Source organism: Lysinibacillus sp. NPDC048646 (assembly GCF_050272295.1).
GTDB lineage: Bacteria > Bacillota > Bacilli > Bacillales_A > Planococcaceae > Lysinibacillus.
The window spans coordinates 158,567-174,876 of the sequence record NZ_JBNNLZ010000003.1 but is presented as its reverse complement, the minus strand read 5'-3'; the positions used below and the strand labels follow the sequence as shown (position 1 = coordinate 174,876).

Genomic DNA, 16,310 nt, shown 5'->3' with positions numbered 1-16,310 from the left:
TAGTCATGGTTATTACTATCGAAATAATGATTTTAATATTATCGCATTTATAGAGTTAAGGTTATTCTTTCTTTTAATTTTCTATGCGTTCTAAAGTTTTTAACTCATTAACAGTAACAAATGAATAGCCATCATTAGTCAGTGCTTGTAAAATACCCTCAATGGCTTGTAGTTCATTACCAGTGTCATCATACATGGGGTGCATTAAAATAATGGCACCTGGTTGGATATTATCTTTTACATATTTAATCATCTCTTCCGCTGACGAGTAGTACGTATCAGGCTCCAAATTCCACATGATGGTGTCCCGCTTGTGTTTATGTAAGTAATTAGGAAGCCCAATTAGTTTTTTGCCATAAGGTGGTCGAACAGCAATTACATCTGTATAGCCGATGCGTTGAATAAGTTGATCTGTTTTTTCAATTTCTTCTTTGATAAAGGCGTTACTTTTGAACACCATTCGCTGATGGGAGAAAGTGTGATTGCCAATTTGATGACCGTTTGTGCCAATTTTCTGTGCCTCTTCTAGATGTTCCTCTATCTCTTGACCAATAAGAAAGAATGTTGCCTTGGCATTGTACTGGTCTAATATTGGCAGAAGTTCATTGACTTTTTCTGTAGGACCATCATCAAATGTTAAAGCGATAACTTTTTCATCTGTCTCTACATGTGCAGTAATGTCACCAAACAGTTGATACGTTCTAGCGTTCATTAATTTGTATGTCCCAAATGTTAAAACGACCGTGCACAGCAATCCAATACTTATATAGTAGATTTTCTTTTTCATGAGCAAAACCAACCCCTCAAACGGTATTGTTATTTCTTATGCAGTGTGAAATATGTTTTATGACATTACAATTTGCTTACAATCTTTGTTCATTTACAAGTAGGAAGTGAGAATAATCAGGTTTTGAAAAAGTCACTCGCCTACAAACCAACTAGTCTCTTCTTTCTCTACACATCGTAAGGGGTCTAGCTGGCTCGTTCTTCCACAGGAATCTCGCTATTTTTTCCTCTCTATTCAGAATTAAGGTTGTGCAATGATGTCGAAAAACGGCTTGTTGCTGGCTTTTTTCTTTTTTTAGTATGTAAATTTTGTTGCAGGGGATGATTGGTTATATAATACCTCATTCGATATTACAATGAATCATAAGAATATATTGTAATTTGTGAAGAATGGAGGTGTTTATGTTGTCCAATGAGCATTGTTTGTCTGAAGACCAGCCAAGGAAAAATCGAGTACGTAAAAAATGGTTTATTGTAGCTTTGTGTCTACTGGCAGTGGGTTGTGTAATAATTATTAAATTACCTTTCACAGCATCTATTTTAGATAAATCTAAGGAGCCTGATTTTAGTACATACAAAACGATTATTGGTCAAACGATTGAAAATAACTTCGGGCGTTTGACATTAAATGAAGTGATGGTGGATGATAATCAAATTTTACTTAATGCAACATTCGAGCCAGTAAAGGACTTAGATTTCGATAATCAAATTTTTTTCTTGCCTCAAGTATTAGTGAACGGTAAAGATTATACAGTTAGAAATGGCGGTCAGACCATTGCGCAAACAGCATCAACCTATACGATATATAACAGCGTGAAGATGAGTAACCTACCGCAACATGAAAAGCTAAAGCTTGATATTCGTTATAACGATTGGAACTGGGAAAAAACGATTGATAAACCGTGGAGATTTAAAATAGAGGCTTCGCAAGAGCAACTGTTAGATGATAGGGAAATTATCCCTATAAATAAAGCAATAACGCTTAGTAATGGGCAAAAAATTGAGGTGGAAAAGGTTGTCTCTACACCGATTTCTACCACAATATACTTTCAGTCAACCGAAAGCTTAAAAGAAGCTATCGTATTTAAAATTCTAACGGAGTCTGGAAAAACAAGGCGTTTAGATTCTTCTTATACATTAAATGAGGAGCATACAATGTGGGGAATTCGCTTCGATGCGCTGTATTTAAAGGATGAAATGTATGAGTTGATACCTGTTGATGCAGGTGATAGAGAACTTGGCCCAGCAATTCAAGTCGGCGAGAAATGAACTATGAGAATTTTCGTTTAACTGGGGTGTCGTGATCTAGAAAGAAAAAATTTAACAATATCTTAATCTAAAATAATGAATATTCCATGTAATATTACTGTATATGACATGGAAAGTAGTTGAAGAGTTTGCGAAAGATATTGGAGATTTTTCTCGTTTCCTTTAAATTAGGATGTACTTCCTTTGGTGGACCTACAGCACATTTAGGCTATTTTCAAAATGAATATGTTCAAAATCGAAAATGGTTAACTGACAAAGAATTTAGTAATTTAGTTGCGTTGAGCCAATTTCTACCTGGACCTGCATCGAGTCAGCTAGGGATGGGAATAGGTCTACTACGGGGTGGGGTGTTAGGAAGTATTGCTTCTTTTATTGGTTTTACTTTGCCTTCTGTTCTGCTATTAATAGGATTTGCCTATTTTTACGGACACACAAAAATGGAGCTGAACTGGATCCATGGCTTAAAATTAGTGGCTGTTGCAATTGTTGCTCAAGCAATTTGGGAAATGTCAAAAAAGCTAATCCCTAGTATACGACATTTTTTAATCGCCTTATCGGCTCTTATAGTATTGCTTTTATGGATTCATCCATTTGCTCAAATGGTTGTTATTATCGTGGCAACTTTAGCGGGCTTTACATTCTTTAAAGAAAGCACTACAACCAGAGACTCTGAGGGCATCATCCTGCCTATTTCGAAAACAACTGGGATGACTTTATTGTTATTATTTATAATTTTACTCATCGGATTACCTGTAGCCAGTTCACTTTTTCAACTTGAATGGCTCACGATAATAGAAAAATTTTATGTCTCTGGCGCATTAGTTTTTGGTGGGGGTCATGTAGTATTTCCACTACTAGAAACACAGTTTGTTCAAAGTGGCTTACTAAGTGCATCTGACTTTATAACAGGCTATGGGGTTACACAGGCTGTACCTGGGCCGTTATTTACATTTGCCTCTTATATAGGCATGAGTATTGGTGGAATCCCTGGAGCCATTGGTGCCACAATTGCCATTTTTCTTCCGGCATTTTTACTGATAATCGGCGTCCTACCGTTTTGGTTTACAATTAGTCGTACTGCTGGATTGAAAGGTGCAATGGCTGGTGCCAACGCAGCGGTAGTTGGCATTTTAGCGGCTGCTTTTATTTATCCAATCATTACGCAAACAATTCAGGGTGGCTTGGATGTACTTATTGCATTCGTATTTTTAGTGCTCTTGATTCGATGGAAAGTCCAACCGTATTTACTAGTACTATTAGGGTTTGGAGTCGGCATTGTTTTTTATTAAGGTATTTTATAGGGGCATTTTCATTAGACTTCTTTTTACAGAAATCAAAGCCATTATATTTCTAATGGTTTTGATTTTTTTTGCGTACAGTGCAATTCATGAAAATATAATGATGATGTTGTATTTTGAGATGTATCGCTCGTTATTCTAATCTAGATGGATTCATAGCGTTCTTCTTAACGATTGTTTATAATGAGGAAATGGAAAAAGACTCAACAAGAAAGAAGGGATAGTTATGGCACGGGGTGTTTACATTCATATTCCTTTTTGTCATCAAATCTGCAATTATTGCGATTTCAATAAATTTTACTTTAAAAATCAACCGGTAGATGAATATATAGAAGCGCTTGGGAAGGAGATGGCCCTTGCGACTAAAAAGCATCCTAGCAGGTTCAAACAAATAGAAACGATTTTTCTAGGAGGTGGGACACCTACTGCATTGTCCCCTGAACAATTGGAGCGACTTCTCGAACTTATTCGCACGTATATTCCGATGCGTAGTGTGACAGAATTTACATCAGAGGCCAATCCCGATGAACTGTCTGAGGCAAAAATGCGCGCACTATTTGATGGTGGTGTTAATCGATTGAGTATGGGGGTGCAGTCATTTGATCAAGATTTGCTAAAGAAAATTGGCCGCACACATAGTAATGTACACGTATATGAAACGATCGCTTTGGCTAGAAAGGTTGGGTTTGAAAATATTAGCATCGATTTAATGTACGGTTTGCCTGGTCAAACGATGGCGCAATGGACGGACTCATTAGAAAAAGCATTTGCGCTCGACTTACCACATTTTTCAGCGTACTCACTTATAGTGGAACCAAAAACGATTTTTTATAACCAGTATGCGAAAGGTAAGCTGAAATTACCGACTGAAGATTTAGAAGCGGATATGTACGATGTGCTTATGCATGAGATGGATGCCCATGGTCTTCAGCAATATGAAATTAGTAATTTCGCGCGTTGTGATTTTGCTTCAACGCATAACAAAATTTATTGGGAAAACGACGAATATGCAGGATTTGGTGCAGGAGCACATGGATATTTGGGTGGTATTCGTTATTCAAATCATGGACCGTTAAAAAAATATATGGATGCATTAGCTGCTGGAGAATTACCGATTACGCATGAGCATGTAGTAACGGAGGCTGAAAAACGGGAAGAGCAAATGTTTTTAGGGTTACGAAAAACGGAAGGCGTTTCTCATAGTATATATGAAGAGAAATTTAAAGATTCTATGCAAATGCATTATGGACATGTCATTGATAAGTTAGTTTTAGAAGATTTATTGCAACATGATAATAACGGTATTCGTCTTACACGAAAAGGCCGTTTTGTAGGAAATGAAGTTTTTCAAGAATTTTTACTAGAAGATTGAGCGATTTCATTGACAGAAAATGTGGGATTTGATAACTTAATAATAGTATTAGCACTCCTCTTAGTCGAGTGCTAACAGAGGTGGTAATCATGCTTACGAATCGGCAATTACAGATATTACAAGTCATCGTAGACGACTTTATTACGTTTGCACAGCCGGTAGGTTCTCGCCAAATCTCAAAAAAACAAGAGATTACATTTAGTCCAGCCACAATTCGCAACGAAATGGCGGATTTAGAGGAATTAGGTTTTTTAGAGAAAACTCACACATCCTCTGGTCGAGTGCCTTCGGAAAAGGGGTATAGATTTTATGTAGATCATTTGTTGAATCCACAAGGTATTAACTCTAAGGATATTCAACAAATTCAATCAATTTTCAAAGACCGTTTAGTAGAAGTAGAGCATATTATCCGAAAATCTGCCAATATTTTATCAGAGCTGACATCGTATACGTCGATACTATTAGGACCTGATGTTCAAAGACATCGAGTGAAACGCTTTTCCATTGTACCACTTTCGAGTGATACAGCAGTAGCGATTATCGTGACGAATAACGGGCATGTTGAAAATCGCATGTTTAATTTACCGCCTAATATTACCGCTTCTGAGCTTGAGAAGATGGTTAACATCTTAAATGAGCGCTTAGTGGGCGTGTCATTAGATGAAATCCAGAAAAAAATCGAGGTTGAAGTATTTGCTGTACTACAGCAACATATACAATCAGCGGATGATTTTATACATTCCCTTGTATCAGCAACGATGCATAATTCGGAAAGTAAAATTTTTTATGGTGGTAAAACAAATATGTTCAACCAACCGGAATTCCACGATTTAAATAAGGTCCGCATGATTCTGGACTTAATGGAGACGAATAGCCAAGTGCAATCGCTCTTCCATCCAAATGAATCAGGTATTCACATACGTATAGGCTCAGAAAATAAGCAGTTAGAGATGGAGAACTGTAGTGTCATTACGACCACTTATACAATTGGTGAAGAACAACAGGGGGCCATCGCGATCATTGGTCCAACACGAATGGATTATAAGCGTGTAGTTGCTTTGCTAGACGTAATTCGCATGGATTTATCACAGGCCTTTACGAAGAATCGTAATGATTATTAAGGAGGATTCAAGTGACTGGAAAAACCGAAAATCAAAATCTTGTACAGGAAGATGTACAAGCTGAAAACGCATCAACAGTAGTAGAAACAGAAGCTCAAGAAGTAGTAGAAGAGCAGGTAGAACTAACGATTGAAGAGCAGTACGAAGCGAAGCTAGCAGAATTGCAAGCAAAGCTAGATGACGAAGAGAATCGTCATATACGTCTGCGTGCAGACTTTGACAATATACGTCGTCGTCAACAACTTGAACGTGAGGCGGCTGAAAAGTACCGTGCACAAAATTTATTAACAGATTTATTGCCGGTATTAGATAATTTTGAACGTGCTTTACAAATTGAAGCTACTTCTGATGAAGCGGCATCAATTGTGAAAGGCATTGAAATGGTGTACCGTTCGCTTATAGAAGCAACTGAAAAAGAAGGCTTACAGGTCATTAATGCAGAGGGTGAGCAGTTTGACCCGAACATCCACCAAGCTGTCATGCAAGAGCAGGATAGTGAAAAAGAGACGGGTGTAGTCGTACGTGAACTTCAAAAAGGTTATATCTTGAAAGATCGTGTATTACGCCCATCAATGGTATCTGTTAACGAATAGTCATAGCACTATTTAGTAAATTAAATTTAGTGAACAAACGCACCAATGCGTTTAAATATTAGGAGGAAATTTTACTATGAGCAAAATTATCGGTATTGACTTAGGAACAACGAACTCTTGTGTATCTGTACTTGAAGGTGGAGAACCAAAAGTAATTCCAAATCCAGAAGGTAACCGTACAACACCATCTGTCGTTGCATTTAAAAACGGTGAACGCCAAGTTGGTGAAGTAGCTAAACGACAATCAGTAACAAACCCTAACACGATTATTTCTATTAAATCTAAAATGGGTACTGCTGAAAAAGTAAAAGTGGAAGATACTGAGTATACACCACAGGAAGTATCTGCAATGATTCTTCAATACTTAAAAGGTTATGCTGAAGATTACTTAGGTGAAAAAGTAACAAAAGCGGTTATTACTGTTCCTGCATACTTTAACGATGCACAACGTCAAGCAACAAAAGACGCTGGTAAAATCGCTGGTCTTGAAGTAGAACGTATTATCAACGAACCAACAGCTGCTGCACTGGCATATGGTTTAGATAAACAAGACCAAGACCAAAAAGTATTAGTATTTGACCTTGGTGGTGGTACATTTGACGTATCGATCCTTGAATTAGGTGATGGCGTATTCGAGGTACTAGCAACTGCTGGAGACAACAAGCTTGGTGGGGATGATTTCGATGACGCAGTTATCGAGTACCTAGTAGCTGAATTCAAAAAAGATAACGGTATTGACCTTTCTAAAGATAAAATGGCAATGCAACGTCTGAAAGATGCAGCTGAAAAAGCGAAAAAAGATTTATCAGGCGTAACTTCAACACAAATTTCATTACCATTCATCACAGCTGGTGCTGAAGGTCCACTTCACTTGGAAGTATCTTTAACGCGTGCTAAATTCGATGAAATTACGTTAAGCTTAGTAAACCGTACAGTTGGTCCAGTACGCCAAGCTTTATCTGACGCTGGTCTTTCTGCTTCAGAACTTGACCAAGTAATCCTTGTTGGTGGTTCTACTCGTATTCCTGCAGTACAAGAAGCAGTACGTAAAGAAACTGGTAAAGAGCCTCACCGTGGTGTAAACCCTGATGAAGTAGTAGCAATGGGTGCAGCGGTACAAGGTGGCGTATTAACTGGTGACGTAAAAGACGTAGTACTTCTAGACGTAACACCACTTTCACTTGGTATTGAAACTATGGGCGGCGTGTTCACAAAATTAATCGACCGTAACACAACGATTCCAACGTCTAAATCACAAGTATTCTCAACTGCAGCTGATAATCAACCAGCCGTAGATATTCACGTATTACAAGGTGAGCGCTCAATGGCAGCGGATAACAAAACATTAGGTCGCTTCCAATTAGCGGATATTCCACCAGCACCACGTGGTATTCCACAAATCGAAGTTACATTTGACATTGACAAAAACGGTATCGTTTCTGTTAAAGCGAAAGACCTTGGAACAAATAAAGAACAAACAATTGTCATCCAATCTGATTCAGGTTTATCAGAGGACGAAATTGAACGCATGGTAAAAGATGCTGAAGCAAACGCTGAGGCTGATACAAAACGTAAAGAAGAAGCAGATCTTCGTAATGAAGCAGATCAATTAGTATTCCAAGTGGATAAAACAATCACAGACTTAGGTGAACAAATCACAGAAGACGAGAAAAAATCTGTAGAAGATGCTCGTGATGAATTGAAAAAGGCACTTGAGGCTGGTGAATTAGAAGGCATTAAAACTGCTAAAGAAAAATTAGAAGGCGTATTACAACCATTAGTAATGAAAGTATACGAACAAGCTGCTGCAGCTGCACAAGCTGCTCAAGGTGGCGAAGCAGGTCCAGATGCTGGCGATGATAAAAAAGCTGAAGATATCGTAGATGCTGACTTCGAAGAAGTAAAAGACGATAAATAATTTCAAGTAACATAGTAAAGTGAAGAAGCCAAAGACCGCTTGCGGCTTTGGCTTTTCTCTTTACAAAGTATAAAATTAGTGTCAAGGCATTTAGGCCATTGTTTCAGGTCGCTTCTGGCCCACTAATGCTTGAAGCGTGCGGAGCGGCACGAATTAGCTTTTCATATGATGAAAAAAGAGAGGCAGTTTTTTTAACTGCATGTTACAATAGATTTTATGCAAAAAGAGCGGAGTGTGAATCATGGAGAAACGCGATTACTACGAGGTGCTTGGTTTAACAAAATCGGCTTCTAAAGATGACATTAAAAAAGCATATCGTAAACTATCAAAGCAATACCATCCTGATATTAACAAAGAACCAGGTGCAGATGAAAAATTCAAAGAAATCGCTGAAGCTTATGAAATTCTAAGTGACGAACAAAAGAAAGCGCGCTATGACCAATTTGGTCATGAAGATCCAAATGCAGGCTTTGGTGGCGGTGGTGGCGGCTTTGGCGGCTTCGAGGATATTTTCAGCTCATTCTTTGGCGGCGGCGGCCGTCGTCAAGACCCGAATGCACCACGCAAAGGGGATGACCTGCAATATCGCATGAACATTAAATTTGAGGAAGCAATTTTTGGTAAGGAAACTGATATTGAAATCCCAAAAGATGAAACATGCGACACATGTCATGGTTCTGGCGCTAAACCAGGTACAAAACCTGACACATGTTCAACATGTAATGGAGCAGGGCAAGTAAATCAAGCAGTAGACACACCTTTTGGTCGTATGATGAATCGTCGTGCTTGTTCGACATGTCATGGTACGGGTAAAATCATCAAAGAAAAATGTTCAACTTGTCGTGGAGAAGGAAAAGTCCAACAACGTAAAAAAATCAAAGTTACAATCCCAGCAGGTGTTGATGATGGGCAACAAATTCGTGTTTCAGGGCAAGGTGAACCTGGTATCAACGGTGGTCCAGCGGGCGACTTGTATATTATGTTCCGCGTACAGGGGCACAATGAATTTGAACGTGATGGCGACGATATTTATTACGATTTAAAATTAACATTCCCACAAGCAGCTCTTGGTGATGAAATTGAGGTACCGACTGTACATGGTAAAGTGAAATTACGTATTCCAGCTGGTACACAATCAGGTGCACAATTCCGCCTAAAAGACAAAGGCGTGAAAAATGTACATGGCTACGGCACAGGTAACCAATATGTTACTGTCAAAGTTATCACGCCAGAAAAATTAACAGAAAAACAAAAGCAATTACTACGTGAATTTGCAGAAATTAGTGGCGATATTCCTGAAGAACAAGGAAGCTCACTGTTTGATAAAATCAAGAAAAAATTCCAAGGTGAATAATTAGAGGAGCTGAAGAGCTACGTGAAGTGGTCAGAATTATCCATTCATACAAAAAATGAAGCGGTGGAAGCAATTTCAAATATTTTGCATGAAGCAGGGGCTAGTGGTGTTGTAATTGAAGATTCTGCTGAATATGCGAAGCCACGCGAAGATCAATTTGGTGAAATTTATGCGCTAAATAAGGATGATTTTCCAAAAGATGGTGTGATCGTTAAGGCTTACTTATCGGAGTCTAGTTTTTTAAATGAAACAGTCGAAGAAATTAAAGCGGCTATTACAAATTTAACAAATTTCAATATCGATATTGGTCAAAATGTTGTATCCATTGTTGAAGTGAACGAGGAAGACTGGGCGACAGCGTGGAAGCAATACTATCACCCTGTAAAAATTTCTGAACGCTTTACAATTGTACCAACATGGGAAGACTATACGCCTGTTTCAACAGATGAATTGATTATTGAATTAGACCCTGGGATGGCATTTGGAACAGGCACACATCCCACGACTGTCATGTGTTTACAAGGACTTGAAAAGGTCGTAAAAGAAGGCGATAAGGTAGTCGATATCGGTACAGGTTCTGGCGTTCTTTCAATTGGCGCAGCAATGCTTGGTGCTAAAAGCGTTCATGCGCTTGATTTAGACGAAGTAGCTGTACGTTCAGCAAAAGAAAATGTGGCGTTAAACCATGTAGACGATAAAGTAACTGTCTTCCATGGCAACTTGCTTGATACCGTGAAAGAACCTGCCGATGTCGTAGTAGCCAATATTTTGGCAGAAATTATTATGTCCTTTACAGACGATGCATTCACAATTGTTAAACCAGGTGGAATATATGTCACTTCAGGCATCATTGGCGCTAAACGTGATGATGTGAAAGCAGCGCTCGAAGCTTCTGGCTTTGTGATTGAAGAAGTATTACTAATGGAAGATTGGGTAGCCATTATCGCCCGTCGTCCACAATAAATTGACGGAGGAAGCGCCAAATCGTGAGCCGAGTGCTTGTGGTTGGGCGTTTTCTTTATGAAGGAGGGAATAATATGCAACGTTATTTCATCGAGACGGGTATTGAAGCTGCGCGTATTATTGGAGAAGATGCACGCCATATTGCACGTGTGATGCGTATGAAGGAAGGCGAGGAAATCGTCGTTGTTGCTGAAAATAAGGCGCATATTTGTACAATTACAGCCTTCGAAAGTGATGAAGTGCTTGTTCAACCGACTGACCGTACAATCCCTTCTCCAGAGTTGCCTGTCCATGTAACGGTGGCTTGTGGCTTACCTAAGGGAGATAAGCTTGAACTCATAACACAAAAAGCGACAGAGCTTGGCATGTATGCACTATTACCATTTGAAGCCGAACGTTCCATTGTAAAATGGGACACAAAAAAGGGAGCGAAAAAGCAGGAACGTTTGCAAAAAATTGCGAAAGAAGCTGCGGAACAGTCACATCGTACCCATATACCTGTCATTCACGAACCAATTAGTTTTAAGCAATTAGTCGCAAATGTACACAAATTTGACGCGATTTTTATCGCAGATGAAGAGGATGCGAAGGCTGGAAAACGCACAAGGTTTGCGGAGAAACTAAAAAACGTGTATGATAAGGAGTCGAAATCAATACTGATCATCTTCGGTCCAGAGGGTGGCATTGCACGTAAAGAAGCACAAGTACTGCTCGAAGCAGGCGCACAAACAATGTCTCTTGGACCAAGAATTTTACGAGCAGAAACAGCGCCACTTTATGCACTGTCTGCAATATCTTATGAATTTGAATGAACGAGGTGTTTAGCTTTGTCGAAAGAGGCTTTTCACACTTTTGGCTGTGCGTGAGTAAATGACATGATGATGCGTACAAACTCAATAACGACAAAGCTTGGGCAAAAACCACTTAAAATGAACTGCACCTAAATTGTTAGACACTAACTAACAATTGGGGGTGCAGTTTTTATATGGATAAAATTACACTAGAAGATAAAATAAATGAGATTGATCTTTATTTATTAGGAAAAGAAAGTTATAGTACAACGTCTTATGAAAAAAATGGGTTTGAAATCACTTGTCCGAATGAAAAAATTTTGCTCATACAAAGGAAATGTCGGGAAGATTGCGTCAAATATTTTAAAACGTGATTTCGTGGCGATAAAACCAAACCAAAAGTGGGTAACGGATGTGACCGAATTCCATTTATTTGGAGAGAAATTTTATCTAGCACCGGTACTAGATTTGTTTAATGGAGGAATTAATGCGTATAACCTTGAAAAACGTCCTATCTTCGACTCGTTTCAAAGCTGTTAGAACAAGCCATCACTCACTTATCTAGAACGCATTAAAAGAACATGGCATTACACAAAGTATGTCTCCTAAAGGGAACTGCCTCGATAATATATGGAACACTACAATCACTAAAAGTTACGATAGCCGAGGGACTAGCGGATAATTAAAAACCTATCTCTCAGCTCAAAAATCCCTTTTATTAAAATGAATAAAAGAACTAGTAAAACGTCCATGCATAGATTTGATTGCTTCATATTCTAGTTATATAGAGCGCTCTCTAATACTATAAAATGAAATGAGGGAATTTTTTTGAGTGATCAATTAGATAATCAGTTTCTACCTTGTCCTGTATCATCAATGGAACAAATACCATTAAATAGTGCGAATACTCCAGTAGTCTCTACACCGATTTCGACTCCAATTGTTAAAATTCCGGTTGTACTTTCAGAACCAACACTTCAAATAGTTGTGGAGTCGGATATTACGCTTAGTCCTGCAGCAACTGAAATCAAAAGAGTGAAAAAAAATGTATTCCTGAATCAAGTTAAACTGGTACCAGTTAGATTTACACGTATTGATGGCACTGACTTTTTTAGGGTAACAAGAGCTAAATTATTTGTAGCAGGACATATTCGTAAAAATATAGAATATGCTTCAGCAGAGTGTAATGGGGCACTTCGAGATAGAATTGCCGATGTTCCGTTTTCTGGTTTTGCAGACCTTACTTTCCCACAAGTAGCTGGAGGTCCTACTCCGATCTTAGGAATTTCAGAGTTTGCAGAAGCGAACTTCCTTAATGAACGTACCCAACTGGATGCTCGATTGGATAAGGCTTTCTTCCAAAATCTTGTCAAATACAATGAACAACCATTTGGCGAGTTAGTAGCTGCAAACTTCTTTGAACTTGATTTTTCACCAATTATGACAAGACCTGAAGGTACTTTCAGCACATTGCGTGAAAAAATTGTACTGGAACTTACTGTAAAAGTACTACAAGTGCAACAAATCCGCCTTGCGGCTAGTAGTGTAGTAACACCTGTTCTTTCGGCACTTACTCCTCCAGCTAGTACTGTTATTATGCCACCTACTGATTTTTGTTAATGTCTTTTTTAGAGGACCAAAACAGATAAAAATGGGCATTCCAAGACACTGAAAAAAACAATAATTGTGTAGGCAGTTGAAAGTTCGGTTGAATCGAACTTTCAACTGCCTTTTGCTATATTAAAACGATTGTAAATGCATTAATAGGTGATAACTAAATATTTGTAGACTTTTCGTTATACAGAGTTGAAAACAAAATAATGTATAGATAACGATTGGAATACCACCTATTCATCTGACGGGTATTATTATTTTATTCTCCTTCGTGTCAATTGCGGTCACTTCAGTTTATATAAAGTTAAAGTTGTTAACGTTAATGATAATGTGCCTTCAGAAACGTCTTCAAAAGTTCTCTCCTTTCTCTAATCAATTTTTAAAATTTTCGAGGTAAGTATACAGATCTTTTCTTACGCCATCGTCTCTCAAACACATTGATATCTCAACTGCTACTGTGATTTGGCAAGTGCTCTGTGTCAAAAGTAAAAATAAAGCATAAAATGGATTGTAATTATAAGTGCAACACTTAGAGCAAAATAAAAGTAGCTCATAATGAAGTTGTTTAAAATGTACCTAACAACATTCAAAACAGAGGAAATCATTAAGAGCTATACACATTTATCATATCTTCGAGTAAGTAGAGTAAAGAAAGAGTGTAGCTGTTATCAGACGTTGGAAAAAGAAATGAACATCGCTGTTTTTTTACAGATCTATTTTCATAATGGCAACGTGGCAGCAATAAGAATGGAAACGGGTTACTTAGTGAGTTTTTCCTGAAGAAAACGAATTTTGATCATGCCTCCCAGAAAAACTCATAAAGCCCTAACATAAAAAATAAATCGACCAAGTAAATGTCATGGCTGGAAAAAAGCGCAGAAGTTTTTTCTGATCATATGTTGTACTTAATTTGACAAAACATCATTTGGGAGTGAAATAATGAAAACTCCATGGATTAACTATAAAAAGATGAAGGAAGTACGTTTCAAGCAAATTGATTACAGCGATTGGGTGTATCAAACTAAACTTACAAATAACATAGATCATGCATCGCAACTAGATTCTACTTGTGAAATTTTAAATGCCGAAAAAGAAGATGAAACCAGCCTTGCAGAGAAAGCTGATTTTGTAGCACATCTAGATTCCAATCGTGAACTACTTCCTTTAGAAACTAATGTTGAGGAAGAAATCGTTCATCACCTTGATACGGAAGAGGCAGATGAAACAAATTCTGTGGAGGAACTGGATTTTGCAGCCCAATTAGACTCTGATCTTAAACTTGACAGTCCTTCTGAATCCGATGTTGAGAATAAAATGTTGCGTCTTATTGATACAGAAGACATGGAGAAAAACAATTCTACAGGTGATGTTAATGCTTTTCCTGGGTCAGTATGTGCTATAACCCAAAAAAGCCCATTTTCTACTCACGTAGAAATTGATGATTTTCTCCATGCGCCTATCTGTGGTGAGTTTGTTCAAAATACATTTGAATTTCTTGACTTAAACAATCACCTTACTCCTCAATTAGAAACCAAGCTATTTAATACTACAAAAGATTATCCTGAACAACCTGATTGTCGCTTGGTTCGCTCAAAAATTAATGAAATTATATTTTTAATGAGCACTGATACTTATGATAAAAATAGTCAGATGAACAATCTGTCTAAATCAGTTGTAGTTCCCTTACATAACACACTTTCAATTAAAAAAGGAGAAACAAAAAATCACTCTTACCCTCCCGATGATTTTATGCACATTAGAGTTCCAGTTGTAATAGGGGAATACAAAATTGAAATATGCCTAGAAGAAAATATTGTATTTGAAAAAGGAGGAATTGTGGAAGTTAAAGCTATCTCGAATGAGGTAGTACTAACCAATTGTAGATTCGTACCAAATCAGTTTTCTCAATCATTAGGCAATGGGACGTGTACAGCATTAAAAGGAAATTTATTTATTGAAGGATATATACATCAGAATATTGAGTATAGTGCAATTCACACTGGGAATGCAGTAACTGCACAAAATGAGTCATTAATTCATTCAAATCAATTGTGCCAAAACATCGTTTTAGAATTAATCATTCATATACTACAAGCACAGCAAATTCGAGTCAGTTATAGCCAGGGTTCTAGAGGATAATTGAAACTTATCTCTCAGCTCAAAAATCCCTTTTATTAAAATGAGTAAACGAACTAGTAAAACGTCCATGCATAGATTTAATTGCTACATATCCTAGTTATATAGAGCGCTCTCTAATACTAAAATGAAATGAGGAATTTTTTTGAGTGATCAATTAGGTAATCAGAATCCACCTTGTCCTGTATCATCAGTTGAACAAATACCATTAAATAGTGTGAATACCCCAGTATTCTCTACACCGCTTTCGTCTCCAATTATTAAAATACCGGTTGTACTTTCAGAACCAACACTTCAAATAGTTGTGGAGTCGGATATTACGCTTAGTCCTGCAGCAACTGAAATCAAAAGAGTGAAAAAAAATGTATTCCTGAATCAAGTTAAACTGGTACCAGTTAGATTTACACGTATTGATGGCACTGACTTTTTTAGGGTAACAAGAGCTAAATTATTTGTAGCAGGACATATTCGTAAAAATATAGAATATGCTTCATCAGCATGTAATGGGGCACTTCGAGATAGAATTGCCGATGTTCCGTTTTCTGGTTTTGCAGACCTTACTTTCCCACAAGTAGCTGGAGGTCCTACTCCAATCTTAGGAATTTCAGAGTTTGCCGAAGCGAACTTCCTTAATGAAAATACCCAAATGGATGCTCGATTAGATAAGGCTTTCTTCCAAAATCTTGTCAAATACAATGAACAACCATTTGGTGAGTTAGTAGCTGCAAACTTCTTTGAACTTGATTTTTCACCAATTATGGCAAGACCAGAAGGTACTTTCAGCAAATTGCGTGAAAAAATCGTACTGGAACTTACTGTAAAAGTACTACAAGTGCAACAAATCCGCCTTGCGGCTGGTAGTGTAGTAACGCCTATTCTTTCAGCACTTACTCCACCAGCTAGTACTGCCACTGAACCTACTAACCTTGATCATTTTTAATTTTTAGAGGAGCACAACAAATAACAAGGACTGTGCAATGCGAAAAATGTAAATCGGAACATAAACAGCCTGGAATATTTAAGGGACACTGAAAAAATCCAAAATTTGAGTTGGCAGTTGAAAGTTCGGTTGAATCTAACTTTCAACTGCCTTTT

13 protein-coding genes and 1 pseudogene are annotated in these 16,310 nt (G+C 37.8%); 13 read left to right on the top strand and 1 reads right to left on the bottom strand.

Features of this window, described 5'->3' with window-relative positions; all coding sequences use genetic code 11:
- Positions 1-73 precede the first annotated feature (73 nt).
- Entirely contained in the window at positions 74-787 is a 714-nt protein-coding gene (locus ACQKII_RS05385) for a polysaccharide deacetylase family protein (protein ID WP_427457068.1), read from the bottom strand.
- Positions 788-1,188: 401 nt separating this feature from the next.
- Here ACQKII_RS05385 and ACQKII_RS05380 point away from each other — a divergent pair, with 401 nt between their 5' ends.
- From ACQKII_RS05380 to ACQKII_RS05320, 13 genes and pseudogenes are all read left to right on the top strand, one after another.
- Complete coding sequence (locus ACQKII_RS05380) at positions 1,189-2,055, top strand: DUF4179 domain-containing protein (RefSeq protein WP_427457066.1); 867 nt, start codon at positions 1,189-1,191, stop codon at positions 2,053-2,055.
- A gap of 119 nt (positions 2,056-2,174) precedes the next feature.
- Positions 2,175-3,344 carry a chromate efflux transporter gene (gene chrA, locus ACQKII_RS05375; protein ID WP_427457064.1) on the top strand — a complete coding sequence of 390 codons (1,170 nt, stop codon included), beginning with the start codon at positions 2,175-2,177 and terminating at the stop codon, positions 3,342-3,344.
- Between the two features lie 235 nt (positions 3,345-3,579).
- Positions 3,580-4,725 (top strand): radical SAM family heme chaperone HemW, encoded by a 1,146-nt coding sequence (gene hemW, locus ACQKII_RS05370; protein WP_427457062.1) that lies wholly within the window; start codon positions 3,580-3,582, stop codon positions 4,723-4,725.
- 89 nt (positions 4,726-4,814) lie between these two features.
- Positions 4,815-5,846: a heat-inducible transcriptional repressor HrcA gene (gene hrcA / locus ACQKII_RS05365; RefSeq protein ID WP_427457060.1), complete on the top strand. Its 1,032-nt coding sequence runs from the start codon at positions 4,815-4,817 to the stop codon at positions 5,844-5,846.
- 11 nt (positions 5,847-5,857) lie between these two features.
- Entirely contained in the window at positions 5,858-6,439 is a 582-nt protein-coding gene (grpE, locus tag ACQKII_RS05360) for a nucleotide exchange factor GrpE (RefSeq protein ID WP_427457058.1), read from the top strand.
- A gap of 76 nt (positions 6,440-6,515) precedes the next feature.
- Positions 6,516-8,357, top strand: coding sequence for a molecular chaperone DnaK (gene dnaK / locus ACQKII_RS05355; RefSeq protein WP_427457056.1), 1,842 nt, complete (start codon positions 6,516-6,518; stop codon positions 8,355-8,357).
- Between the two features lie 241 nt (positions 8,358-8,598).
- Positions 8,599-9,711, top strand: coding sequence for a molecular chaperone DnaJ (gene dnaJ / locus ACQKII_RS05350; RefSeq protein ID WP_427457054.1), 1,113 nt, complete (start codon positions 8,599-8,601; stop codon positions 9,709-9,711).
- Positions 9,712-9,732: 21 nt separating this feature from the next.
- On the top strand, positions 9,733-10,674 hold the full coding sequence (prmA, locus tag ACQKII_RS05345) for a 50S ribosomal protein L11 methyltransferase (RefSeq protein WP_427457052.1): 942 nt from the start codon (positions 9,733-9,735) through the stop codon (positions 10,672-10,674).
- A 74-nt stretch (positions 10,675-10,748) separates the two neighbouring features.
- Positions 10,749-11,486 (top strand): 16S rRNA (uracil(1498)-N(3))-methyltransferase, encoded by a 738-nt coding sequence (locus ACQKII_RS05340; protein WP_427457050.1) that lies wholly within the window; start codon positions 10,749-10,751, stop codon positions 11,484-11,486.
- A 243-nt stretch (positions 11,487-11,729) separates the two neighbouring features.
- A pseudogene (locus tag ACQKII_RS05335) lies at positions 11,730-12,093 on the top strand (DDE-type integrase/transposase/recombinase); the annotation flags it as partial.
- 200 nt (positions 12,094-12,293) lie between these two features.
- Complete coding sequence (locus ACQKII_RS05330; protein WP_427457048.1) at positions 12,294-13,085, top strand: CsxC family protein; 792 nt, start codon at positions 12,294-12,296, stop codon at positions 13,083-13,085.
- Positions 13,086-14,018: 933 nt separating this feature from the next.
- A complete protein-coding gene (locus tag ACQKII_RS05325; RefSeq protein WP_427457046.1) occupies positions 14,019-15,218 on the top strand; it encodes a BC_2427 family protein in 1,200 nt (399 codons plus the stop codon).
- A gap of 142 nt (positions 15,219-15,360) precedes the next feature.
- On the top strand, positions 15,361-16,155 hold the full coding sequence (locus ACQKII_RS05320) for a CsxC family protein (RefSeq protein ID WP_427457044.1): 795 nt from the start codon (positions 15,361-15,363) through the stop codon (positions 16,153-16,155).
- Positions 16,156-16,310: the final 155 nt, after the last annotated feature.